23 protein-coding genes are annotated in these 22,416 nt (G+C 70.1%); 13 read left to right on the top strand and 10 right to left on the bottom strand.

The window, feature by feature from the left end; genetic code table 11:
• Nucleotides 1-11: 11 nt before the first annotated feature.
• Complete coding sequence (locus AC1Z4A_RS14315) at nt 12-737, bottom strand: hypothetical protein (RefSeq protein WP_483678925.1); 726 nt, start codon at nt 735-737, stop codon at nt 12-14.
• A 127-nt stretch (nt 738-864) separates the two neighbouring features.
• Complete coding sequence (locus tag AC1Z4A_RS14310) at nt 865-1,710, bottom strand: hypothetical protein (RefSeq protein WP_483678924.1); 846 nt, start codon at nt 1,708-1,710, stop codon at nt 865-867.
• A gap of 162 nt (nt 1,711-1,872) precedes the next feature.
• On the opposite strand from AC1Z4A_RS14310, the gene AC1Z4A_RS14305 reads away from it, so the two are divergent.
• Entirely contained in the window at nt 1,873-3,066 is a 1,194-nt protein-coding gene (locus AC1Z4A_RS14305; protein WP_483678923.1) for an RtcB family protein, read from the top strand.
• Between the two features lie 21 nt (nt 3,067-3,087).
• Here AC1Z4A_RS14305 and AC1Z4A_RS14300 read toward each other — a convergent pair whose 3' ends face one another.
• The 4 genes from AC1Z4A_RS14300 to AC1Z4A_RS14285 form a co-directional block, all read right to left on the bottom strand.
• Complete coding sequence (locus AC1Z4A_RS14300; protein WP_483678922.1) at nt 3,088-3,480, bottom strand: VOC family protein; 393 nt, start codon at nt 3,478-3,480, stop codon at nt 3,088-3,090.
• A gap of 134 nt (nt 3,481-3,614) precedes the next feature.
• Nucleotides 3,615-4,367 (bottom strand): SDR family NAD(P)-dependent oxidoreductase, encoded by a 753-nt coding sequence (locus AC1Z4A_RS14295; protein WP_483678921.1) that lies wholly within the window; start codon nt 4,365-4,367, stop codon nt 3,615-3,617.
• A gap of 287 nt (nt 4,368-4,654) precedes the next feature.
• Complete coding sequence (locus AC1Z4A_RS14290; protein WP_483678920.1) at nt 4,655-5,005, bottom strand: YnfA family protein; 351 nt, start codon at nt 5,003-5,005, stop codon at nt 4,655-4,657.
• Between the two features lie 37 nt (nt 5,006-5,042).
• The gene (locus AC1Z4A_RS14285; RefSeq protein ID WP_483678918.1) at nt 5,043-5,498 is read right to left on the bottom strand and encodes a hypothetical protein; all 456 of its coding nucleotides are present in this window, start codon (nt 5,496-5,498) and stop codon (nt 5,043-5,045) included.
• Between the two features lie 238 nt (nt 5,499-5,736).
• Here AC1Z4A_RS14285 and hemL point away from each other — a divergent pair, with 238 nt between their 5' ends.
• From hemL to ccsB, 7 genes are all read left to right on the top strand, one after another.
• Entirely contained in the window at nt 5,737-7,062 is a 1,326-nt protein-coding gene (gene hemL / locus AC1Z4A_RS14280) for a glutamate-1-semialdehyde 2,1-aminomutase (protein ID WP_483678917.1), read from the top strand.
• A 32-nt stretch (nt 7,063-7,094) separates the two neighbouring features.
• Nucleotides 7,095-7,742, top strand: a complete 648-nt coding sequence (locus AC1Z4A_RS14275) for a histidine phosphatase family protein (protein ID WP_483683595.1) — start codon at nt 7,095-7,097, stop codon at nt 7,740-7,742.
• 172 nt (nt 7,743-7,914) lie between these two features.
• On the top strand, nt 7,915-9,324 hold the full coding sequence (locus tag AC1Z4A_RS14270) for a polysaccharide deacetylase family protein (protein ID WP_483678915.1): 1,410 nt from the start codon (nt 7,915-7,917) through the stop codon (nt 9,322-9,324).
• Between the two features lie 23 nt (nt 9,325-9,347).
• Nucleotides 9,348-9,977, top strand: a complete 630-nt coding sequence (locus AC1Z4A_RS14265) for a TlpA family protein disulfide reductase (RefSeq protein ID WP_483678911.1) — start codon at nt 9,348-9,350, stop codon at nt 9,975-9,977.
• Between the two features lie 4 nt (nt 9,978-9,981).
• Complete coding sequence (locus AC1Z4A_RS14260; protein WP_483678909.1) at nt 9,982-10,782, top strand: cytochrome c biogenesis CcdA family protein; 801 nt, start codon at nt 9,982-9,984, stop codon at nt 10,780-10,782.
• A gap of 3 nt (nt 10,783-10,785) precedes the next feature.
• Nucleotides 10,786-12,675, top strand: a complete 1,890-nt coding sequence (resB, locus tag AC1Z4A_RS14255; RefSeq protein WP_483678907.1) for a cytochrome c biogenesis protein ResB — start codon at nt 10,786-10,788, stop codon at nt 12,673-12,675.
• Nucleotides 12,672-13,754, top strand: coding sequence for a c-type cytochrome biogenesis protein CcsB (gene ccsB, locus AC1Z4A_RS14250; RefSeq protein ID WP_483678904.1), 1,083 nt, complete (start codon nt 12,672-12,674; stop codon nt 13,752-13,754). Before resB ends, ccsB begins: the two co-directional genes overlap by 4 nt.
• A gap of 89 nt (nt 13,755-13,843) precedes the next feature.
• Here ccsB and AC1Z4A_RS14245 read toward each other — a convergent pair whose 3' ends face one another.
• Together AC1Z4A_RS14245 and AC1Z4A_RS14240 are read right to left on the bottom strand one after the other, a co-directional pair.
• Nucleotides 13,844-15,262, bottom strand: a complete 1,419-nt coding sequence (locus AC1Z4A_RS14245; RefSeq protein ID WP_483683594.1) for an alkaline phosphatase family protein — start codon at nt 15,260-15,262, stop codon at nt 13,844-13,846.
• 257 nt (nt 15,263-15,519) lie between these two features.
• Complete coding sequence (locus AC1Z4A_RS14240) at nt 15,520-15,876, bottom strand: PLD nuclease N-terminal domain-containing protein (protein WP_483678902.1); 357 nt, start codon at nt 15,874-15,876, stop codon at nt 15,520-15,522.
• Nucleotides 15,877-15,962: 86 nt separating this feature from the next.
• Here AC1Z4A_RS14240 and AC1Z4A_RS14235 point away from each other — a divergent pair, with 86 nt between their 5' ends.
• On the top strand, nt 15,963-17,414 hold the full coding sequence (locus AC1Z4A_RS14235) for a menaquinone biosynthesis decarboxylase (RefSeq protein ID WP_483678899.1): 1,452 nt from the start codon (nt 15,963-15,965) through the stop codon (nt 17,412-17,414).
• A 14-nt stretch (nt 17,415-17,428) separates the two neighbouring features.
• The gene (mqnP, locus tag AC1Z4A_RS14230; RefSeq protein WP_483683593.1) at nt 17,429-18,340 is read left to right on the top strand and encodes a menaquinone biosynthesis prenyltransferase MqnP; all 912 of its coding nucleotides are present in this window, start codon (nt 17,429-17,431) and stop codon (nt 18,338-18,340) included.
• 136 nt (nt 18,341-18,476) lie between these two features.
• On the opposite strand, the gene AC1Z4A_RS14225 is transcribed toward mqnP, so the two are convergent.
• Nucleotides 18,477-19,538 carry a hypothetical protein gene (locus AC1Z4A_RS14225; RefSeq protein WP_483678896.1) on the bottom strand — a complete coding sequence of 354 codons (1,062 nt, stop codon included), beginning with the start codon at nt 19,536-19,538 and terminating at the stop codon, nt 18,477-18,479.
• Between the two features lie 232 nt (nt 19,539-19,770).
• Between AC1Z4A_RS14225 and AC1Z4A_RS14220 the strand changes: the two genes are divergently transcribed.
• Nucleotides 19,771-20,463, top strand: coding sequence for a UbiX family flavin prenyltransferase (locus tag AC1Z4A_RS14220; protein WP_483678894.1), 693 nt, complete (start codon nt 19,771-19,773; stop codon nt 20,461-20,463).
• Here the strand turns inward: AC1Z4A_RS14220 and AC1Z4A_RS14215 are convergent.
• On the bottom strand, nt 20,460-20,591 hold the full coding sequence (locus AC1Z4A_RS14215) for a hypothetical protein (RefSeq protein ID WP_483678892.1): 132 nt from the start codon (nt 20,589-20,591) through the stop codon (nt 20,460-20,462). The two genes, AC1Z4A_RS14220 and AC1Z4A_RS14215, sit on opposite strands and share 4 nt — an antisense overlap.
• A 140-nt stretch (nt 20,592-20,731) precedes the next feature.
• Here AC1Z4A_RS14215 and AC1Z4A_RS14210 point away from each other — a divergent pair, with 140 nt between their 5' ends.
• Both AC1Z4A_RS14210 and mqnE read left to right on the top strand, forming a co-directional pair.
• Complete coding sequence (locus AC1Z4A_RS14210) at nt 20,732-21,187, top strand: Lrp/AsnC family transcriptional regulator (RefSeq protein WP_126914801.1); 456 nt, start codon at nt 20,732-20,734, stop codon at nt 21,185-21,187.
• A 61-nt stretch (nt 21,188-21,248) separates the two neighbouring features.
• On the top strand, nt 21,249-22,412 hold the full coding sequence (gene mqnE / locus AC1Z4A_RS14205) for an aminofutalosine synthase MqnE (RefSeq protein ID WP_483678889.1): 1,164 nt from the start codon (nt 21,249-21,251) through the stop codon (nt 22,410-22,412).
• Nucleotides 22,413-22,416 lie beyond the last annotated feature (4 nt).

Raw genomic sequence — 22,416 nt, 5'->3', positions numbered from 1 at the left:
TGCGTTTCGCGTCAGTGCTTGTTCGCCGCCGCGACCGCGCCGGCGATCTCCTTGGCCGCGTCCTGCGCGCTCTTCTTCAGGTCGTCGGCGTTGGGCGTCTTCGCGCCCTCGTAGCCCGCGCCGCTGTACTTCACGGTGATCACGACGTTCCCGGTGCGGGCGAGGACGGTCTCGTTCTTGAAGTCGTTGTCGTCCTTCTTGGAGTCCGAGCTCACCACGCTGGCGGCCTCGGCGACGCCGTCGGCCGTCTCCGTCTTCGCGTTCTGGGCGCCGTCCGCCGTCGTCGCGGCCTTCGTCTGCTTCGTCAGGTAGTCCTGTGCGCGCTTCTCGCCGGAGCCCTGCGTCGGGTCCGGGGAGAACCGCTTCAGCGAGACCGTCAGGGCGCGGAACTGGAGGTCCTTGACGTCGTCGTCCTTCAGACCGCTCCAGATGCAGCTCGCCGACTCGTTGGTGTCGGCGGCCGGCAGGGCCTTGCCCTCCTTCTTCTCCGCCTTCGGCACCATGGCGTCGATCGTCTTCTCCGAGAGCGTCTTGCAGACCTCGGGGAGCTTGGCGAACGTCGCCGCCTTCATCGAAGGAGTGGCGCTGGGCGCCGCGGACTGCGCGGCCGAGGGCTTGGCCGACTCCTTCTTCTTCGAGCCGCCCTCGTCCGAGGAGCAGCCGGTGGCGACGAGCATCACCGGTACTGCGGCGCAGGCGAGGATTCGGGCGAGTCGCGGGGCTGTACGTCGGTGCATGGGTCCTTCGCTCATTCGATGGGGGGATGTGCGGGGCCGGCGGCAACGTCGGGGGGCGGCCGCGCCTACCGGCACGGTACGCGGCCCGCACCCGGCGGCGGCCGAAAACGGGCCGGTACTCGCCGGGCTAGTTGCCGAAGTGCCCCGCATCCAGCTCACGGGCCAGGCCCTGGGCCTTGCCCTGCAGGTCCTGGCTGCCGGGCACGTGCTGCTTGTCGGTCGTCCACTGGTCGTAGGCGATGGTGACCAGCACGTTCGACGAGCGGAAGACCACCGTCACGTCGCGGTGCACGCCCGAGGCGGTGCCCACGAGCTTGTCGTCCACGAAGGCGTCGTCGCCCAGGTCGTCCAGCGTCCGCGGAGCCAGCTTGGGGTCCGTGGACGCCGGCGCCGAGGGGGCCACCGTGGCGTCCGCCCCCAGCTGGGGGCCCGGGCCCGGGTCGTTCCTGGCGGTGGCGCTCGGCGAGGGGCTCGCGGAGGGGTTGGCCGAGGGCTTGGCGCTCGCGGAGGGCGCGGCGACCGGGATGTGCGCCGCGCCCGCCAGGCGCCCGTACAGCTCCTCCGCCCGGGCCTCGTCGCTCACGCCCGGCTGGTACGACACCACGCGCTCGAAGTCCACGGTCAGGTGCCGGGTGCCGTTGGGCGTCTCCAGCTTCCAGCGGCAACCGACCCGCCGGTCGGTGTCGTAGGTGAGGGCCGCCTGCCCCCGCAGGAGCTTCTCGGCCTCCGCCTTGTCGCCGCCGCCCGCGCCGGGCAGCATCCGCCGCACGGTGTCCCGGCCGACGTAGCCGCAGGGCTCGGGGAGGCTGTGGTACTTGCCGGGCTGGGCCGCCGGGACCGAGGTGCCGGCCTGGCCCGCCTTGGCATCGATGCCGTTGCCGCCGGATCCGCCGCCCCCGCTGCACGCGGTGAGCCCCGCCGACAGCGCCACCGCGGCCAGTGCGGCTGCCGGTACGTACGCCCTTCGCTGCACCGTCCGTGGCTCCCTTCGCCCGAAAACTGGTTGCCGCCGCTGGTCGGTGGCTGACCACAATGTCTACCGCACGCGCTGCCGCGTCTGCCGTCCCCCTGTCGTGGATGGGCAGCTTGTTCCGGCTTTTTGCGTATTAATGTTTTTCGGGGGAATGAGGAAGGTATGTCCTACGTCGAGGTGCCCGGTGCCCGGGTCCCGATCCGCATGTGGGCGGACCCGGCGGCGGTCGAGCCCGTGGCGATGCAGCAGCTGCGGAACGTCTCCACGCTGCCCTGGATCGAGGGTCTGGCCGTGATGCCGGACGTCCACTTCGGCAAGGGGGCCACGGTCGGCTCGGTGATCGCCATGCGGGGCGCGGTGTGCCCGGCGGCGGTGGGCGTCGACATCGGCTGCGGCATGTCGGCGGTGAAGACCTCGCTGACCGCCAACGACCTGCCCGGTGATCTCTCGCGCCTGCGGTCGAAGATCGAGGAAGCGATCCCGGTGGGCTTCTCGATGCATGACGACCCCGTCGACCCGCGGCGGCTGCACGGCCTGCCGACGGCGGGGTGGGACGACTTCTGGCGGCGGTTCGACGGGGTCGCGGAGACGGTGAAGTTCCGGGAGAGCCGGGCGCTGAAGCAGATGGGATCGCTCGGCGGCGGAAACCACTTCATCGAGTTCTGCCTCGACGAGGAGGGCGCGGTCTGGCTGATGCTCCACTCCGGCTCCCGCAACATCGGCAAGGAACTGGCCGAGCACCACATAGGCGTGGCCCGCAAGCTCTCCCACAACCAGAACCTGGTCGACCGCGACCTGGCCGTCTTCATCGCCGGCACCCCGCAGATGCAGGCCTACCGGCACGACCTGTTCTGGGCCCAGGAGTACGCGCGGCACAACCGCGAGATCATGATGGCCCTGTACCAGGACGTGGTCCGCAGGGAGTTCAAGAAGGCCAACGTGACCTTCGCGCCCGTCATCTCCTGCCACCACAACTACGTGGCCGAGGAGACCTACGAGGGCGTGGACCTGCTGGTCACCCGCAAGGGCGCGATCCGCGCGGGCGGCGGCGAGTTCGGGATCATCCCGGGCTCGATGGGCACCGGCTCGTACATCGTCCGCGGCCTGGGCAACGAGGCCTCGTTCAACTCCGCCTCGCACGGCGCCGGCCGCCGGATGAGCCGGAACAAGGCCAAGAAGCTCTTCACCGCCCACGACCTGGCGGAGCAGACGCGGGGCGTGGAGTGCCGCAAGGACCGCGGCGTGGTGGACGAGATCCCGGCGGCCTACAAGCCGATCGAGCAGGTCATGGACCAGCAGCAGGACCTCGTCGCGGTCGTGGCGAAGCTCAAGCAGATCGTCTGCGTCAAGGGCTGAGCCCGCGGGCCGGGCGCGGGCCTACGCGCCCTGCTCGCGGTCCTGCGGGTACCAGCGCAGCTCGACCGTGTTGCCGTCCGGGTCGCTGATGTAGACCGACTCGGCGTTCCCGCGGGCGCCGAAGTTGGTGTACGGGCCGCGGACGGGGCCGAGGGCGCCGGAGTCGATCATGCTCTGCCAGTCCAGCGGCTCGACGACGAGGCAGAGGTGGTCGACGTTGGACTCGCCGCGCTCGCGTTCGACCAGGTCGATGATCGTGGTGGGGGAGACGCGGACCGAGGGGAAGGGCACCTCGCCCGCGCGCCACTCCGCCACGCGGACCGGCTCCAGGCCGAGCGGCCCGCAGTAGAAGTCCAGGGCGCGCTCGGCGTCGGAGACGTTGAGCACCAGGTGGTCGAAGGCGATGACGCGCACGGGTTCCCCCTTGGTCCGGCATGTTCCGTTCGTGTGCAAGGCCGCCCCGGAGAGCGGCCTCGTACATGAACCTAGCGCCGGATGATCAATTCCGCATCGGTCGTTGGTCCTGGTACTCCGGGCGGGCCCGGGGCTCAGCCCTCGCGGTGGACCTTGTAGTTCGAGGCCTGGGCGCGGGGGCGGACGACCAGCAGGTCGATGTTGACGTGCGGCGGGCGGCTGACGGCCCAGGTGACCGTGTCGGCGATGTCCTCGGCGGTGAGCGGCTCGGCGACGCCCGTGTAGACGGCGGCGGCCTTGTCCCGGTCGCCGCGGAAGCGGGTGAGGGCGAACTCGTCTGTCCGCACCATGCCGGGGGCGATCTCGATCACGCGCACCGGCTCGCCGCACAGCTCCAGGCGCAGGGTCTCGGCGATGACGTGGGCGCCGTGCTTGGCCGCGACGTAGCCGCCGCCCCCCTCGTAGGTGGCGAGCCCGGCGGTGGAGGACATCACGACCACGGTGCCCTCGGCCTCGACGAGGCGGGGGAGCAGGGCCTGGGTCATGTGGAGCACGCCGAGCACGTTGACCTCGTACATCGTGCGCCAGTCCGCGGGGTCGGCGGTGGCGACGGGTTCGGTGCCCAGGGCGCCGCCCGCGTTGTTGACCAGGACGTCCACGCGGCCGAGGCCCGCGGCGAAGGCGTCGACGGCGGCGCGGTCGGTGACGTCGAGCGGGTGGTGAACAGCCTGGTGGCCCGCGGCGGCCAGCTCCTCGGCCAGGGCCTTGATGCGGTCCTCGCGGCGGGCGGTGAGCACGACGCGGTATCCGGCGGCGGCCAGCTGCCGGGCGGTCGCGGCGCCGATGCCGCTGCTCGCGCCGGTGACGACTGCGGTGCGGGTGCTCATGGGGCCTCCAGGGGGGTGCGGGCGTGATCTTCCCGCAGGATAAGCCGCCCCGGCGCCCCGGGGGGAAGGGCTCGGGGCACCCCCCTAGGGGGTGTCTGATGGATCTCCGCGGCGTCGCGACGCCCGGCACGCGCCCCCAAGCTCTCGGCTTCGCTCGAGCAGGGAGGTGCCCCCTTCGGCGCACCGGCCGAAAGCCCAAGTACGCCCAGTACGAGGGCTTCCGGCCGGCACGCCGAGAGCACGCACCGGACGCCGCTCCCTCCCCGCGGAGATCCATCAGACACCCCCTAGCGGCCCCTCGGCACGTACATGATCACGGCGACCCCGGCCAGGCAGATCAGCGCGCCGAGCACGTCGTAGCGGTCGGGCCGGTAGCCGTCGGCGACCATGCCCCAGGCGAGCGAGCCCGCCACGAAGACGCCGCCGTACGCGGCGAGGATCCGGCCGAAGTGCGCGTCCGGCTGGAGCGTGGCGACGAAGCCGTACGCCCCCAGGGCCGCGATCCCGGCGACGATCCACGGCCAGCCGCGCCCCTGCCCGGAATAGCTGCCCCGAACGCCCTGCCAGACGAGCCAGGCGCCGCCGATCTCCAGGACGGCGGCGAGCAGGAACAGGGCGACGGAGCGGAGGTTGAGCATGGCTGCCAGGCTATGCGGTCCGGCTCACCGCGCGCCCTTACGGCCAGACCAGGCAGTACGGCTGGTGGCCGGCCTCGTGCAGGCGGTGCGAGAAGTCCTGCCACTCGTGCAGCAGCCGGTAGACGTCGAAGGCGTCGCGCGGGCCGCCCCGGTCGGGCACCGTCGACCAGATGAAGGCCGCCGCGCCCACCGACTCCTCCCCGATGCCCCGCAGCGGGTCGACCACGGTCATGGGGAGCTTGACCACCGCGTAGTCGGGGTGGAGGACGACCAGCTCGAGCGGCGGCACCTTGTGCAGGGGTATGCCCTCGATGCCCGTGAGCACCATGGCGGCGACGGTCTCGGGCTTGATCTTGGTGAACATGCCGCCCATGCCCAGCTCGTCACCGCCCAGTTCCTCGGGGCGCATGGAGATGGGGACGCGGGCAGCGGTCGCTCCGTTCGGTGCCCCGAAGTACTTGTAGGTCACCCCCACCCGGCCACTCCTGCTCACGCTGCTCTGTTCGCCATGTTCGGCACGCCGGTGCCGTCCTCGCCGGTCCTGGTGGGCGCGCTCGGGACCCAGGTCGTCGGTGCCCTCGCCCAGTCCGCCACCGCGATGCATATCTCCACCTGACCGCATTTTTAGGCAGCAGAGCCCCCGCCGCGCAACCCGATCATCGTCCCAGAGACCTCCCCCGTGCGGAGCGCGTGAAACGCCCGGACACGACTGCGCGGAGGGCTCTGAGACCATGGCTAGCGTGAGCTACCCATATGAAGCCCCATTGTCGCAGTCTCTCTTCGACCGCGCGGCGGCCGTGACGCCCGGTGGCGTGAACTCTCCGGTGCGCGCGTTCCGTGCCGTGGGAGGTACTCCCCGGTTCATGGTGTCCGGTCAGGGTCCGTACCTCACGGACGCGGATGGCCGGGAGTATGTGGACCTCGTGTGCTCGTGGGGACCGATGATTCTCGGCCATTCCCACCCGGAGGTCCTCGCGGCCGTGCAGGAGGCCGTCGCGCGCGGCACCTCCTTCGGCACGCCCGGTGAGGGCGAGGTCGCCCTGGCCGAGGAGATCGTCGCCCGGGTGGAGCCGGTCGAGCAGGTGCGCCTGGTGTCCTCGGGCACCGAGGCGACCATGTCCGCGATCCGGCTGGCGCGCGGCTTCACCGGCCGCGCCAAGGTGATCAAGTTCGCGGGCTGCTACCACGGGCACGTGGACGCGCTGCTGGCCGCGGCCGGCTCGGGTGTGGCGACCTTCGGGCTGCCGGACACGCCGGGCGTCACGGGCGCGCAGGCCGGTGACACGATCGTGCTCCCCTACAACGACCTGGAGGCGGTGCACGCCGCCTTCCACGCGCACCCGGGCGAGATCGCCTGTGTGATCACGGAGGCGTCGCCGGGCAACATGGGCGTGGTCCCGCCGCTGCCGGGCTTCAACGAGGGTCTGAAGACGGCCTGTGCGCAGAACGGCGCGCTGTTCATCTCCGACGAGGTCATGACGGGCTTCCGGGTCTCGAAGGCCGGCTGGTACGGGATCGACGGCGTCAAGCCGGACCTGATGACCTTCGGCAAGGTCATGGGCGGCGGCTTCCCGGCCGCGGCCTTCGGCGGCCGCGCCGACGTGATGGCGCACCTGGCTCCCGCGGGCCCCGTCTATCAGGCGGGCACCCTCTCCGGTAACCCGGTGGCCACGGCCGCGGGCCTGGCGCAGCTGCGGCTGCTGGACGACGCGGCGTACGCGAAGGTGAACGCGGTCTCCGAGGAGATCCGCGGCCTGGTGACCGGGGCGCTGGCCGGGGCGGGCGTGGCCCACCGGCTCCAGACGGCCGGGAACATGTTCTCGGTGTTCTTCACCGAGTCCGAGGTCACGGACTACGAGAAGGCCAAGGCGCAGGAGGCGTTCCGCTTCAATGCGTTCTTCCACTCGATGCTGTCGCAGGGGGTGTACCTGCCCCCGTCGGCCTTCGAGTCGTGGTTCGTCTCGACGGCGCACGACGCGGCGGCGGTGGAGCGGATCGCGGCGGCGCTGCCGGCTGCGGCCCGGGCGGCGGCCGGGGCGACGGAGGAGGGCAAGTGAGCAAGGGCAGTGACATCACCGTCGTCCACCTGATGCGCCACGGCGAGGTGCACAACCCGGAGGGCGTGCTCTACGGGCGCCGGTCCGGCTACCACCTCTCCGACCTGGGCCGGCAGATGGCGGACCGGGTGGCCGAGCACCTGGCCGACCGGGACGTGACGTACGTGGTCTCCTCGCCGCTGGAGCGGGCGCAGGAGACGGCGACGCCCATCGCCAAGGCGCACGGCCTGGACCTGGCGACGGACGAGCGGCTGATCGAGGCGGCCAACGTCTTCGAGGGCAAGACCTTCGGGGTCGGCGACGGCGCGCTGCGGAAGCCGGCGAACTGGAAGCACCTGACGAACCCGTTCCGTCCCTCCTGGGGCGAGCCGTACGTCGAGCAGGTCGTGCGGATGATCCAGGCCCTGGACGCGGCGAAGGACGCGGCGCGCGGCCACGAGGCGGTGTGCGTGAGCCACCAGCTGCCGATCTGGATCGTGCGGAGCTTCGTGGAGAAGCGCCGGCTGTGGCACGACCCGCGGAAGCGGCAGTGCACGCTGGCCAGCCTGACGTCGTTCACCTACCGCGGCGACAAGATCGTCTCGGTGGGGTACAGCGAGCCCGCCCGGGATCTGGTGCCGGCTCACCTGCTGGCCGGCGCGAAGCCGGTGAAGGGCGGCGCCAAGGCGTTCGGGGCCTGAGCCCCGCCCCGCGTCCGCGCGCTCGCGCCGGTTCCCTACCGGTCGGGCCATCAAAACACCCATATAGACCGGGAAAACAGCGCAACCGTCGTAATCCGCCGCGCCCCCATCCTCAATGTCCATTTATATGGACGGCGTATGGTATGGGGGCGCGAGTGCGGATGGAGCCGACATGCGCGACAGCACAGGCGGCATGAGCCGTCGCAGCCTGATCGGGATGGGCCTGGGCGCGGGAGCGGCCGCCGCCCTCGGCGCCGTCGCAGGCTGCTCGGACACCACCTCCACCCTGCTCACCGGCGGCGGGCCGGGCCGCCCCAAGGGCAGGCCGAGCGCGGAGGCGAAGGCCAGGGCCAGGCTGATCGGCGACGGTTCCACGGCCGACACCGGGCCGCAGCCGAACCAGCCGGAGAAGCCCGTGCCGCTGGAGCCGGGCGAGAAGCCGCCGCAGTTCGTGATCTTCTCCTGGGACGGGGCGGGCGAGGTGGGCAACGGCCTCTTCCCCCGGTTCCGCAAGCTCGCCCGGGACCACGGCGCCCGGATGACGTTCTTCCTCTCCGGGCTCTACCTGCTGCCGGAGTCCAGGCAGCGGCTCTACGACCCGCCGAACAACCCGCGCGGCGCCTCCGACATCGGCTACCTTTCCGACGAACACATCCGGTCGACCCTGCAGAACCTGCGCGCGGCCTGGCTGGAGGGCCACGAGGTCGGCACCCACTTCAACGGCCACTTCTGCTCGGGGCAGGGCTCGGTCGCCCACTGGACGCCCGAGGACTGGCAGTCCGAGATCGAGCAGGCCGTCTCCTTCGTCACCCGGTGGCGCACCCACACCGGATTCAAGGACCTGGAGCCGCTGCCCTTCGACTACCGCAAGGAATTGATCGGCGGCCGCACGCCCTGCCTGCTCAATCAGGACGGCCTGCTGCCGACCGCCCGGAAACTCGGCTGGCGGTACGACGCGAGTTCCTCCGGAGGGGAACAGGTGTGGCCCAGGAAAAGGCACGGACTGTGGGATCTGCCGCTGCAGCAGATGCCCTTTCCGGGCCACTCCTTCGAGGTCCTTTCCATGGACTACAACATTCTCGCCAATCAGTCGAAGAACACGACGCGGGGAGTGCCGTCCCGCTATGCGGGCTGGCGCCGGCAGGCCACCGAGTCCTACATCGCGGGTTTCGACCGGGCGTACGAGACGAACAGGGCGCCCTTCTTCATCGGCAACCACTTCGAGGAGTGGAACGGCGGCATCTATATGGATGCCGTGGAAGAGGCGTTCAAATACATCGCCGACGACAAGCGCAAGGACGTCCGCGTGGTGTCCTTCCGGCAGTTCGTCGACTGGCTGGACGTGCAGACCCCGGCGGTGCTCTCCGGGCTACGCGGCCTCGACGTGGGCGAGAAATGGCGGGGCAGGCCCGGCGTCGGCCGGCCGGGCCCCCGGCGCGAGACCCCCACCGGGCCGCGCGGCGAGGTGCCCGTCGGGCCGAAGGTCGGCGAGGTGCCCACGGGTCCGCGGGGGGCCGATGTGCCCACCGCGCCCGCGGGCAATGGGCCCGACGACTCCGAGGGGGTTGCGGAAGATCCCTAAACCGCCCATGCGAAACTTTTCACATGAGTGCCAGTCACGACTGCCGACGCCACCCTGCACGCCGTCGTACCACCGTGCCGGCCGCCATTGCCGCCGTCCTCGGGGCACTGACGCTGACCGCGTGCAGTTCCGGGAACAACAACTCCGGAGGGGGCGGGCAGACCCAGTTCGTCCAGGGCACGGGCGGAGTGGACGTCGTCAAGGAGCGCAGCGGCCGGAAGGACGCGCCGGACCTCTCCGGCAAGACCCTGGACGGCAAGGAACTCGACGTCGCCAAGGAGCACAAGGGCAAGATCGTCGTCCTTAACGTCTGGGGCTCCTGGTGCTCGCCCTGCCGCGCCGAGGCCAAGAACCTGGTCAAGGTCGCCAACGACTACAAGGACAAGGGCGTGCAGTTCGTCGGGCTCGACACCCGCGACCCCGACCCGGCCCCCGCTCTGGCCTTCGAGAAGGAATTCAACGTTCCGTACCCGAGCCTCTACGACAACTCGGGCGCGCTGCTGCTGAGCTTCCCCAAGGGCAGCCTCAACCCGCAGTCCATCCCCTCGACGGTCTTCATCGACCGCGACGGGAAGATCGCCGCCCGCGCGATCAAGGCGCTGAGCGAGGACGAGCTGCGCAAGACGCTCGACCCGCTGGTCGCGGAGAAGTGACCCCGTGATCGCCGGGACCCCCGCGACCGCCCACGCGGTCACCGCCCTCGCCGCCGCGAGCGACCCCAACCAGACCGTCCTCACAGGCGCGCTGCTGCTGGCCCTGCCCGTGGCGGTGCTCGGCGGGCTCGTCTCCTTCTTCTCGCCCTGCGTCCTGCCGCTCGTGCCCGGCTATCTCTCGTACGTCACGGGCGTCAGCGGCGCGGACCTCGCGGAGGCCAAGCGGGGCCGGATGGTCGCCGGGTCCTCCCTCTTCGTGCTCGGCTTCTCCGCCGTCTTCGTCTCCTTCGGGGCGTTCTTCGGGTTCTTCGGCAACACCCTGCTGGAGTACAAGGAGACGATCTCCACGGTGCTGGGCGTGCTGACGATCGTGCTGGGCCTGGCCTTCATGGGGCTGCTGAGCCGGTTCGGGCAGCGCGAGTTCCGCTTCCACACCAGGCCCGCGATGGGGCTGGCGGGCGCCCCGCTGCTGGGCGTGCTCTTCGGCCTCGGCTGGGCGCCCTGCGTCGGGCCGACCCTCGCCGCCGTGCAGTCCCTCTCCTTCAACCAGGCGAGCGCGGGCCGGGGGGCCCTGCTGACGGTCGCCTACTGCGCCGGCCTCGGCCTGCCGTTCGTCCTCGCCGCGGTCGCCTTCCGGCGCGCGCTCGGCGCGTTCGGCTGGGTCAAGCGGCACTATGCGTGGGTCATGCGGATCGGCGGCGGGATGCTTGTCGTCGTCGGCGTGCTCCTGGTGACCGGGCTGTGGGACAGCATGGTCGCTGACCTGCAGACCTGGACCCAAAAGAACTTCACCCCGGGGATCTGAGACATGGACAGGACGAAGGGCTCCGCCGACACCTCGGCGAGCCGCACCGGCCCCGAGGGCCCCGACGACGACGCTGCCGCGGGAGCGGACGCCGCCGGCAGCCCGGAGGCCGCGGACGCGGCCGGCCTGGCCGCCGCCGGCTCGGACCTGTCCACGGCTCCCGCCGAGGACCGCGAGCAGGCGGTGCCCGGCTCCTTCGGCGGCATGCGCAAGCCCGGCGTGCTCGGCCGGCTGGCCTGGTCCTGCCGCGAGGCGTTCGGCTGGGTCCGCTGGTTCTGGCGCCAGCTGACCTCCATGCGGGTCGCGCTGCTCCTGCTCTTCCTGCTCTCCCTCGCCACGATCCCCGGCTCGCTCGTCCCGCAGACCAGCGTGGACGCGCTCAAGGTCCAGCAGTGGCAGGAGAAGCACGGGACCCTCACCCCGTACTACGAGAAGCTCGGGCTCTTCCACGTCTACAGCTCGGTGTGGTTCTCCGCGATCTACATCCTGCTGTTCGTCTCGCTGATCGGCTGCATCGTCCCGCGCACCTGGCAGTTCGTCGGCCAGCTGCGCGGCCGCCCGCCGGCCGCGCCCCGCAACCTCACCCGGATGCCCGCCCACGCCACCTGGCGCACCGAGGCCACGCCGGAGCAGGTGCTGGCGGCGGCGGAGAAGCTGCTCCGGCGGCGGCGCTTCCGCACCGAGGCGGCCGGTGACTCGGTCGGCGCCGAGAAGGGCTACCTCCGCGAGGCCGGCAACCTCCTCTTCCACGTCTCCCTGATCGTGCTGCTGGTGGCCTTCGCCTCCGGCCAGCTGTGGAAGTCCGAGGGCGGCTCGCTGATCGTCGAGGGCGGCAGTTTCTCGAACACGCTCACCCAGTACGACGACTTCAAGGCCGGGTCGCTGTTCAGCCCCGACGACCTCGACCGGTTCCGCTTCCGGCTCGACAGCTTCTCCGGGACGTACGAGCGCACCGGCCCCCAGAAGGGCACCCCGCGCGACTACGCCGCCCACATCACTTACTGGGGCACGCCCGACGCGGAACCCAAGAAGACCACCGTCAAGGTCAACGAGCCGCTGGAGGTCGCCGGCTCGAAGGTCTACCTGATCGGCCACGGCTACGCGCCGATCGTCACCGTCCGCGACGGCCAGGGCAACATCGCCCACCGGGGCCCGATGCCCGCGCTGCCGCTGGACAGCAACGTCACCGAGACGACCGTCCTGAAGGTGCCGGACTACAAGGACAAGAACGGCAACGACGACGACCTCGGCTTCAAGGGCAACTTCGTGCCCACCCTGGACCTGCGGACCGGGACGATGTTCTCCCAGTTCCCGGCCCTCGACAATCCCCGCCTCGTGCTGACCGCCTACCACGGCAACCTCGGCGTCGACTCCGGCGTGCCGCAGAGCGTCTACCAGCTCGACGTGTCCAGGATGAAGCAGTTCACGGACCAGGACGGCAAGAAGTTCGCCGAGATCCTCAAGGTCGGCGACACCATGACGCTGCCGGACGGTGCGGGCACGCTGCACTTCGACGGCATCAAGCAGTGGGCGACCTTCCAGGTCTCGCAGAAGCCGGGCAACGAGCTGGCCCTGACCGGCGCCGTCGCCGCCCTGCTCGGCCTGGCCGGCTCGCTGTTCATCCAGCGCCGCCGGGTCTGGGTGCGCGCCGTCCAGGGCGCGGACGGGCGCACGGTCGTGGAGCTGGCCGGCCTCGGCCGCAGCGAGTCCGCCCGGCTGCCCGAGGAGCTGGCCGGCCTCGCCGCCGCCCTCCAGCCCGACGCACCGACCGCCGCCGCGACTGCCGCCGTGGACGACCCGGCAGACGCCTCCGCAGGCGAGCCCACCGACAACGGAGACCCCGACACCGAAGCCTCCGACCCCGCCGAACCGTCCGAAGGAGCGCGCGCGTGACACTCGCCGCCGCAACCAACGAGAACCTGGCCCACATCAGCAATGTGCTGATCTATTCGGCCATGGCCGTCTACACCCTCGCCTTCCTCGCGCACATCGCCGAGTGGGTCTTCGGCAGCCGCAGCGCCGTCGGCCGCACCGCGGCCGCGATCACCACGGAGGCAGCGGCCTCCTCCGTGACCGTCACGGTCAAGAAGCAGGCGCAGGGCGGCGGTACGGCCGTCCTGGAGCGGCCCCAGGTCGTCACCCGCTCCGCCCCCGGCACCCGCGACGTCCCCGACGGCCCCGGGGCCGCGGGCACCAGCGAGAAGGGCGACCTGTACGGCCGGATCGCCGTCTCCCTCACGGTGCTGGCGTTCGCCCTGCACGTGGGCGGGGTGCTCTCCCGGGCACTGTCCGTGCAGCGGGCGCCGTGGGGCAACATGTACGAGTTCTCCACGACCTTCGCCATGGTCGCGGTCGGCGTCTACCTGGGCCTGCTCCTCGCGAAGAAGAACATCCGCTGGCTGGGCCTGCCGCTGACCACGACGATCCTCCTCGACCTGGGCCTCGCGGTCTCCGTCCTGTACACCGACAGCGACCAGCTGGTCCCGGCCCTCCACTCGTACTGGCTGTGGATCCACGTCTCCTGCGCGATCCTGTCCGGCGCGGCGCTGTACGTGGGTGCGGTGTCGACGTTCTTCTACCTCTTCCGCGACCGCTACGAGGTGCGGCTGGCGGAGGGGCGTGAGGGGGGTGCGCTGGACAACGTGCTGTCGCGGCTGCCCTCGGCCGCCACGCTCGACAAGTTCGCGTACCGCATCAATGCGACCGTGTTCCCGCTGTGGACCTTCACGATCATCGCGGGTGCGATCTGGGCCGAGGCGGCGTGGGGCCGCTACTGGGGCTGGGACCCGAAGGAGGTCTGGTCCTTCATCACGTGGGTGGCCTATGCGTGCTACCTCCACGCGCGGGCGACGGCGGGCTGGAAGGGCCGCAAGGCCGCCTACCTGGCCCTGCTGGCCTTCGCCTGCTACCTGTTCAACTACTACGGCGTGAACATCCTGCTGAGCGGCAAGCACTCGTACGCGGGGGTGTGAGCCCCGCTCCTCAAGCGCCGGCGGGCTGATTTTCAGCCCGTCCGGCGCTTGAGGACTTTCGGGAAGGGGCGGGGTGGGGGAAGAAACCCCTACCGCCGCGGCCGCGTCCCCGGCTCCTGCGGGGGCACGTGCTGCGACCTGCCCGGGAACTTCGGTTTCGGGAGGTGGCCGACCTCCCACTCCGCCTGCTCCAGCTCCCGCTCCGTGTCCACGGACAGCTGCGGCGGCTTCTGCGCCGCGCTCCCGAAACCGAACGCCGACGTCAGGTCGCCGAACGCGCGCCGCCGCCAGCCGCTGATGTTCGGCTCCCGGACGCCCGTCCACCGCTCCAGGAAGCGCAGCGCCGAGGTGTGGTCGAACGCCTCGCCCGCGGCCCAGCCGCCCACCGTCCACGGCGAGACGATGATGCACGGCACGCGGAAGCCCGCGCCGATGGGCAGGCCCTGCACGAACTCGTCCTTCGTCCCCGGGGGTGCCACCGGCGGTGCCACGTGATCGAAGAGGCCGTCGTTCTCGTCGTAATTGAGGATGAAGACGGTCTTCTGCCAGACCTCCGGGTTCTCCGCGATCGCCTCGATCTTCTTCGCCACGAAGTCCGCCCCGGCCGCCGGCAGGTAGTCCGGGTGCTCGGACTGCCCGGCCGTCGGCATGATCCAGGAGACGGCCGGCAGCCGGTCGTTGCGGGCGTCGTCCTCGAAGGTGCCCTCGGGGAGCCGGGGCATCGCCCGGTCGTACAGCGGATCGCCGGGGCGGGCGTTCTGGAAGGTGCGGAAGTACTCCAGCATGTTGCAGCCGTAGTTGTCCGTCTGCTGGTACACGCGCCAGCTGATGCCCGCCGCCTGGAGCCGCTCGGCGTAGGTGGTCCAGCGGTAGGGCGAGGGGACGGTGTTGTCGATGACGGGGCCGCCGAGGGTGCCGGAGGGGTCGATGGTGCCGGTCATCCAGTAGAGGCGGTTGGGCCAGGTGGGGCCGAAGACCGAGCAGAAGTAGTTGTCGCAGATGGTGAACGCCTCGGCGAGGGCGAACTGGAACGGGATGTCCTCGCGGGTGTGGTAGCCCATCACGTACGGGCCGTTCGCCCCGTCCGCCTTGCGGTGCGCGGGCAGCCAGCGGTCCATCTTCCCGCCGTTCCAGGCCTCGTGCTGCACGGCCCACGCGTGGCTGGTCGAGGGGATGGCCTGCGCGCTGGTGGTGCGGGTGTCGAGGTGGAAGGGCAGCAGGTAGCCGGCCGGGTTCACGGTGTCGGGCTGGTGGAAGACCGTACGGCCGCCGGGCAGCCGCAGGGCGTCGGGGTCGGCGAAGCCGCGTACGCCCTTGAGGGTGCCGAAGTAGTGGTCGAACGAGCGGTTCTCCTGCATCAGCAGGACCACGTGCTTGATGTCGCTCAGCGAGCCGCGCGGGGCCGGTCCGGCCGCCACCGCGCGCTGCACGCTCGGCGGCAGCAGCGACAGGGCCGCCGCGCCGGCGGCCGCGCCCACGGCCGAGCCGAGGAGTCTGCGCCGGGTCATGCCGGGGCCGTGCGCGCCCGGTCTGTGGGTGTCGGGTCCGCTCATGACTGTCCCTCCCTGGAGTCGCGTGCGGGCACAGTGTGACCGCTACGACTCTCGCGGCGCGTGAGCGTCAGGGGGAGGGTGCAAGCAGTGAACAAGCCGTCAAATGGCCGTGAAGAAGGGCTGGTTGAGCCGATAATCGGTCTCGTGGGGCGCTGTGCGTCACCCGTTGGGGACGGCTGGTTCGACCGTACGGCGGGCAGCCGTACGTACGATCAGTTCACCGGACCGGCCGGGCCGCTGCCGCCCTTGTCGTCCGGCCGCAGCGAGCGGAGGAACTCCGGATTGTCGTCCGGCGCCACCCAGCGCTGCCCGCCGCCGGCCGCGCCCCGCCCTCCCCCATTGCCGAAAGCATGGGAGGTGCCCCCATCGCGCGAACCCGCGGCCGCGCGCGGGCGGCCCGCGATCAGCCAGGCCACCGGGCCGACCAGGACCTCGCCGAAGAGCAGGATGACGAACACCCAGGCGATCTTCGGCAGCCCCCGCACCTCCTCCTCGGGGGTGTTGAGGCAGTCGACGAAGGCGTAGATCCACAACGCCAGGATCAGCAGGAACGGCAGATACCTGAGCATGGCGACGGCCCCCGGAGTACGGCGTTTCGGGCCGCAGGGCGGCCCCGTGACGGGTCCAGCGTAGTGCGTGCTCGATACTGGAACGCATGGCTTACGACGATCTTCGCTCCTTCCTGCGGGCCCTGGAGCGCGATGGCGATCTCAAGCGCATCAAGGCCGAAGTCGACCCGTACCTGGAAATCGGGGAGATCGTCGACAGAGTGAACAAGGCGGGCGGCCCCGCGCTGCTCTTCGAGAACGTCAAGGGCGCGGCCATGCCGCTCGCCATGAACGTGTTCGGCACCGACCGCCGGCTCCTCAAGGCGCTCGGGCTGAAGTCCTACGACGAGATCAGCGAGAAGATCGGCGGGCTGCTCAAGCCGGAGCTGCCGCAGGGCTTCGTCGGCATGCGCGAGGCCTTCGGCAAGCTGGGTGCGATGGCGCACGTGCCGCCGAGGAAGGTCAAGGAGGCCCCCGTCCAGGAGGTGGTCCTCACCGGCGACGACGTGGACCTGGAGCAGCTGCCGGCGCTCTTCACCTGGCCCGAGGACGGCGGCTCCTTCTTCAACCTCGGCCTCACCCACACCAAGCACCCCGAGACCGGCGTCCGCAACCTCGGCCTCTACCGCCTCCAGCGCCACGACAAGCGCACCATCGGCATGCACTGGCAGATCCACAAGGACAGCCGCAACCACTACCAGGTGGCCGCCAAGCGCGGTGAGCGGCTGCCCGTCGCCATCGCCTTCGGCTGCCCGCCGGCCGTGACGTACGCCTCCACGGCGCCGCTGCCGGGCGACATCGACGAATACCTCTTCGCAGGCTTCGTCCAGGGCAAGCGGATCGAGATGGTCGACTGCAAGACGGTGCCGCTCCAGGTGCCCGCGCAGGCCGAGGTGGTGCTGGAGGGCTGGCTGGAGCCCGGGAAGATGCTGCCGGAGGGCCCGTTCGGCGACCACACGGGCTTCTACACGCCGCAGGAGGACTTCCCGGCGCTGACCATCGACTGCGTGACGATGCGCAGCCGGCCGCTGCTCCAGTCGATCGTCGTCGGCCGGCCGCCGACGGAGGACGGCCCGCTGGGCCGGGCCACGGAGCGGTTCTTCCTCCCCCTCCTCAAGATCATCGTGCCGGACATCGTGGACTACCACCTGCCCGAGTCCGGCGGCTTCCACAACTGCGCGATCGTCTCGATCGAGAAGAAGTACCCGAAGCACGCGCAGAAGGTCATGCACGCCATCTGGGGCGCGCACATGATGTCGCTGACCAAGCTGATCATCGTGGTGGACGCGGACTGCGACGTCCACGACCTGCACGAGGTGTCCTGGCGGGCCCTCGGCAACACGGACTACGCGCGGGACCTCACCGTCGTCGAGGGCCCGGTCGACCACCTCGACCACGCCTCGTACCAGCAGTTCTGGGGCGGCAAGGCGGGCATCGACGCGACCGCGAAGTGGCCCGAGGAGGGCTACACCCGCGACGGCGGCTGGCCGCACATGGTCGAGTCGGACCCGGAGGTTGCCATTCGGGTGACTGAGCGCTGGAAGGAGTACGGGCTGTGAGTGGAGAGGCGATCCTGGGCGGGGGCAGCGCGGAGCCGAGTAGTCCCCGCACAGGCGGGGGTGTCTCGGCCTTCCTTCGCCTGGTCCTCATCGAGCACTCGGTCTTCGCGCTGCCCTTCGCCTACATCGCCTCGCTGACGGCGATGTTCCAGGAGGACAAGAACATCCACTGGGTGCGGCTGCTGCTGGTCACCGTCGCCATGGTGGGGCTGCGCACGTTCGCGATGGCCTGCAACCGCGTCATCGACCGCGAGATCGACGCCCGCAACCCGCGCACGGCGGGGCGGGAGCTGGTCACGGGCGCGGTGTCGGTGCGCTCGGCGTGGACCGGGGCGGCGGTGGCCGTGGCCTTCTTCCTCGGCGCCGCCGCGCTGCTGAACCCGCTGTGCCTGGCGCTCGCGCCGATCGCCGTGATCCCGATGGTGGTCTATCCGTACGGGAAGCGCTTCACCGACTTCCCGCACGCGATCCTGGGCCTCGCCCAGGCCATGGCCCCGGTGGGGGCCTGGCTCGCGGTGACGGGGGAGTGGTCCTGGGAGGCGGTGATACTGGGCCTCGCCGTGGGCGTCTGGATCGGCGGCTTCGACCTGATCTACGCCTGCCAGGACGTGGAGTCCGACCGGGCGAACGGGGTGAAGTCCACGCCGGCCCGCTTCGGCATCCCGGCCTCGCTGTACGGCGCGCGCGTCTGCCACGCCGTCACCACGGCGCTGCTGGTCTGGTACGCGCTGGTCACCGGCGCCGGGGCGTTCTTCTGGATCGGGCTGGCGGTCGTCGCGGGCGCGTTCCTGTACGAGCACACGATCGTCAAGCCGCGCGATCTCTCCCGGCTCAACCGCGCGTTCTTCACCGTCAATGGCTTCGTCGGCATCGCGCTCTTCGTGTGCACCCTGCTCGACCTGCTGGTGCGCGGCCTGACCGTCTGAGAGGGCGGCACGTCGCGTACGTGCGTACGGAAAAGGGGCGGTCCCACCGGGAGGTGGGGCCGCCCCTTTTCCGTGGGGCCGGGGCCGGCGGGCCGAGGGGGCGCGGGGCGCCCCGTCGGCCCGTTCCGCCGTTCCGTCAGTCCTTGTCCCGGCCGGCGCCCATGGCGAACATGGCCGCGCCCATGATGTCCTGCGGCTTCAGCTCCTGCGCGCCGGACGGGGCCTCGACCTTGGCGGCGTCGGACTTGAAGGTGATGCTGACCGGCAGGTCGCCCTTGGCCTTCTTGTCGAACTGGGAGAGGTCCAGAGTCAGGCCGGCGAGCATGCCGTCCTTGATCGCCACGTCGAACGTGACGTTCTGCTCCTTCTTGTTCTCCATCTCCTTGAGGTCCTGGTCCAGCTTGTCGAGCTTGCCGGCCTTGTCGCCGAGCTTGTCCTTCAGCGGCTTGAGGCCCTCGGTGATGTCCTTGGCGACCTTCTTGGCGGGGACGGTGGCCTTGACGTGGTCGACGCCGTTCTTCTTGCCTGCGTCCTTGACCTCGGCGTTGTCCGTGAGGGCGCGCTGCAGGACCTCGTAGACCTGCTTCTGCGTCTTCGGGTCCGGCTTCGGGGTCTTGCTGTCGCCGCCGCTCTTGTCCATGGACTTGGAGAACTCTTCGAAGGTGGCGGGATCGATGCTGATCCACTCGCCCTTCAGAGCGCTCTTGACGGCGGCCAGCGACGAGGGCAGCTGGTCCGACTCGTTGATGAGCTTCTGGAATGCCTTGTCGTCGGAGCCGGCCGACTTGCCCTTCTTGGCCTGCCGCTTCTCGACGAAGGAGGACAGCTCCTTGAAGTCCATGCGGAAGTAGGGCTTGTTGTCGACCTGACGGGCCTCGAACAGCGGCTTGTCGCCGGTCAGCTTGAACTGGACGCCGTACTTGAAGCTCTTGTCGTCGGCCTCGGCGTCCTTGAGCGCCTTGTCCGAGCCGAAGGAGTAGGTGAGCTTCATGCCGGCGAGCATGTCGGCGTCCTCGCGGGTGAAGTCCTTCTCACCCTGCATCGCCTTGAATATCTGGTCCGCGTTGGCGTCGAAGCCGATCTCGGTGGAGAGCGTCTTCTGCTTGCCGAGCTTGTCGAATGCGCCCTTGACCTTGGCAGCCGGGCTGAGGCTGTCGCTCGGGTCACAGGCGGTGGACGCCGCGGCGACGAGGGCCACGACTCCGGCAGCGGCCAGGGCCTTTCGCTTGCTGTAGATGATGTGCTCCCCCGTAGACGGTTCTTGGCAAAAGATAACTAAAGTCCAGAAAGATCGATCGTGTCAAAGTCCTTTTGCGAAAGCTTGATGCGATAAGGCGACACGTGATGCACAAAATGCGTCACCCAGCTGCGTCACCCTGCCGAGCCGTGCGGCCGGGCCTCCGGTGAAGGGCTGCGGATAGGCTCGGGGCGTGGCGCAGTACGAAGACACAACGCGACGCCGGCCGTGGGTGGTCGGCGTCTCCGGCGCGTCCGGAACCCCGTACGCCGCCGCCGTGCTGCGCGGGCTGCTCGCCGCGGGCGAGGCCGTGGACCTGGTGGTGAGCCGCGCGGCGCGGCTGACGCTGCTGGACGAGACCGGCATCCGGTTCCGCGACGGGCACTGGCAGGAGGACCTGCGGAGCTGGCTGGCGCTGGGCGCGGACGGCAAGCCGCACGCCTTCGGCGAGGCGGACACGGCGGACGTGCGGTACTGGGCGGCCGGCGACCTGGCGGCCGGGCCGTCCTCGGGCTCGTACCCCGCAAAGGGGATGATCATCGTCCCGGCGAGCACGGCGAGCGTGGCCGGAGTGGCGCTCGGGCTGTCGAAGGATCTGCTGCAACGGGTGGCGAGCGTGACGCTCAAGGAGCGGCGACCGTTGATCGTCGCGGTGCGGGAGACGCCGCTCAGCGGTCAGACGCTCAGGCAGCTGGTGGCGCTCGACGATGCGGGAGCCGTGGTGCTGCCCGCTTCGCCGGCGTTCTATGCGGGGGCGACGCACATCCAGGATCTGGTGGACTTCGTCGCCGGGCGGGCGCTGGACGCGGCAGGGGTGCCGCACCGGTTGTACCGCCGGTGGGAGGGAGAGCTCGGTGGTGCGAGCAGCTCTCGCCGGGAGGGCTAGCGCTTCTTCGCGCGCGCGATGCGGATCTTCGCGGCGCGGCGCGGCTCGGGGGACTGATGGGCACGCGAGCGGTTGGCCAGGTCCTGGAGCTCGCGCATACGGGCGTAGGCCATCTCGATCGAGTACACGGGTGCTTCACTCCTGAGAGATCGAAGGATCGTCGTTGATTCGCTGATCTGGTGAAAGATTTGCGGGGTCTAGAGCCCCACATGCCTTAGATTCTACACGTAAACCGGCGAGTTCGCTGATTATTGAAAGGTGCCAGGCAATGGACGCGGTGGACAGGCAGCTCATCCAGGCCCTGCGGGAGAACGGCCGGGCCTCGTACGCGGAGCTGGGCAGGCTTGTGGGCCTGTCCGGACCGAGCGTCACGGACCGGATCAACCGCCTGGAGGCGGCCGGCGTCATCACCGGCTACCGGGCGACCGTCAACGCCGCGTCGCTGGGCCTCGGCGTCACGGCCCTGATCGGCATTCAGCTCTCGGACGCCGCCGACCACGAGGACGTGGCGCGCCGCCTCCGCGACCTGGAGGAGATCGAGGACTGCTGGTTCATCGCCGGTGACGACTCCTACATGCTCAAGGTCCGCGTCGGCGACGTCGACGGCCTCGAGCGCACCATCCGCCGGCTCTCCGGCACCAAGGGCGTCAGCCGCACCCGCACCACGATCGTGCTCTCCACCAAGTGGGAGAACAGGGTCGGCGAGCTGCCCGAAGACGTCTGAAACCGGGGGAGTACGCTCGAAGCGGTCAGCAGCCAAGGCATCAGGAGAGGCGGGCGCACCCATGGACGCTGGGCTCAAGCGCGAGCTCGAGGAGAAGGTCTACGCAGGGGAGCGGCTCACCCGCGAGGACGGCATCGCCCTCTACGAGTCCGACGACCTGGCGTGGCTCGGCGGCCTGGCGCATCACGTCCGCACGCAGAAGAACGGCGACGTCGTCCACTTCAATGTGAACCGGCATCTGAACATGACGAATGTGTGCACGGCGTCGTGTGCGTACTGCTCGTTCCAGCGGAAGCCGGGTGAGAAGGATGCGTACACGATGCGCATCGAGGAGGCCGTGCGGCTGGCGAAGGCCATGGAGAGCGAGAACCTCACCGAGCTGCACATCGTCAACGGCCTGCACCCCACACTGCCGTGGCGCTACTACCCTCGCTCGCTGCGGGCGTTGAAGGAGGCGTTGCCGAACGTCTCGCTGAAGGCGTTCACGGCGACGGAGATCAAGCACTTCGAGAAGATCTCGGGTCTGCCGGCGGACGAGATCCTCGACGAGCTGATCGACGCGGGTCTGGAGTCGCTGACCGGTGGTGGTGCGGAGATCTTCGACTGGGAGGTGCGTCAGCACATCGTCGACCATGACACCCACTGGGAGGACTGGTCGCGGATCCACCGCCTGGCTCATTCGAAGGGTTTGAAGGGTCCGTGCACGATGCTGTACGGGCACATCGAGGAGCCGCGTCACCGGGTGGACCATGTGCTGCGGCTGCGTGAGCTGCAGGACGAGACGGGCGGTTTCCACGTCTTCATTCCGCTGCGGTACCAGCACGACTTCGTGGACATGAAGGACGGCAAGGTCCGTAACCGGCTGCAGGCGCGGACGACGATGGCGTCGGGTGTCGAGGCGCTGAAGACCTTCGCGGTCTCGCGGCTGCTGTTCGACAATGTGCCGCATGTGAAGGTGTTCTGGGTGATGCACGGGATCCAGACGGCGCAGCTGGCGTTGCAGCACGGTGCGGACGACATGGACGGCTCGGTCGTCGAGTACAAGATCACGCATGACGCGGACAACTACGGCACGCCGAACAAGCTGACCCGTGACGATCTGCTGGACCTGATCCGGGATGCGGGTTTCCGCCCTGTGGAGCGGAACACGCGGTACGAGGTCATCCGTGAGTTCCCGGGTCCGGACGCGTCCCTGCGCGAGTCGCCCCAGCCCATGCGGGTGTGACGCA

Source organism: Streptomyces sp. 17_S59, assembly GCF_056930295.1.
This window is presented reverse-complemented; position numbering and strand designations above follow the sequence as displayed.

What these genes read in the sequence shown, in the direction of transcription:
- AC1Z4A_RS14315 (WP_483678925.1), bottom strand. Translation starts at nt 737, where the DNA reads ATGCACCGACGTACAGCCCCGCGACTCGCCCGAATCCTCGCCTGCGCC.
- AC1Z4A_RS14305 (WP_483678923.1), top strand. Translation starts at nt 1,873, where the DNA reads ATGTCCTACGTCGAGGTGCCCGGTGCCCGGGTCCCGATCCGCATGTGG.
- AC1Z4A_RS14295 (WP_483678921.1), bottom strand. Translation starts at nt 4,367, where the DNA reads ATGAGCACCCGCACCGCAGTCGTCACCGGCGCGAGCAGCGGCATCGGC.
- AC1Z4A_RS14290 (WP_483678920.1), bottom strand. Translation starts at nt 5,005, where the DNA reads ATGCTCAACCTCCGCTCCGTCGCCCTGTTCCTGCTCGCCGCCGTCCTG.
- hemL (WP_483678917.1), top strand. Translation starts at nt 5,737, where the DNA reads ATGGCTAGCGTGAGCTACCCATATGAAGCCCCATTGTCGCAGTCTCTC.
- AC1Z4A_RS14275 (WP_483683595.1), top strand. Translation starts at nt 7,095, where the DNA reads ATGCGCCACGGCGAGGTGCACAACCCGGAGGGCGTGCTCTACGGGCGC.
- AC1Z4A_RS14270 (WP_483678915.1), top strand. Translation starts at nt 7,915, where the DNA reads ATGCGCGACAGCACAGGCGGCATGAGCCGTCGCAGCCTGATCGGGATG.
- AC1Z4A_RS14265 (WP_483678911.1), top strand. Translation starts at nt 9,348, where the DNA reads ATGAGTGCCAGTCACGACTGCCGACGCCACCCTGCACGCCGTCGTACC.
- resB (WP_483678907.1), top strand. Translation starts at nt 10,786, where the DNA reads ATGGACAGGACGAAGGGCTCCGCCGACACCTCGGCGAGCCGCACCGGC.
- AC1Z4A_RS14245 (WP_483683594.1), bottom strand. Translation starts at nt 15,262, where the DNA reads ATGACCCGGCGCAGACTCCTCGGCTCGGCCGTGGGCGCGGCCGCCGGC.
- AC1Z4A_RS14240 (WP_483678902.1), bottom strand. Translation starts at nt 15,876, where the DNA reads ATGCTCAGGTATCTGCCGTTCCTGCTGATCCTGGCGTTGTGGATCTAC.
- AC1Z4A_RS14235 (WP_483678899.1), top strand. Translation starts at nt 15,963, where the DNA reads ATGGCTTACGACGATCTTCGCTCCTTCCTGCGGGCCCTGGAGCGCGAT.
- AC1Z4A_RS14210 (WP_126914801.1), top strand. Translation starts at nt 20,732, where the DNA reads ATGGACGCGGTGGACAGGCAGCTCATCCAGGCCCTGCGGGAGAACGGC.
- mqnE (WP_483678889.1), top strand. Translation starts at nt 21,249, where the DNA reads ATGGACGCTGGGCTCAAGCGCGAGCTCGAGGAGAAGGTCTACGCAGGG.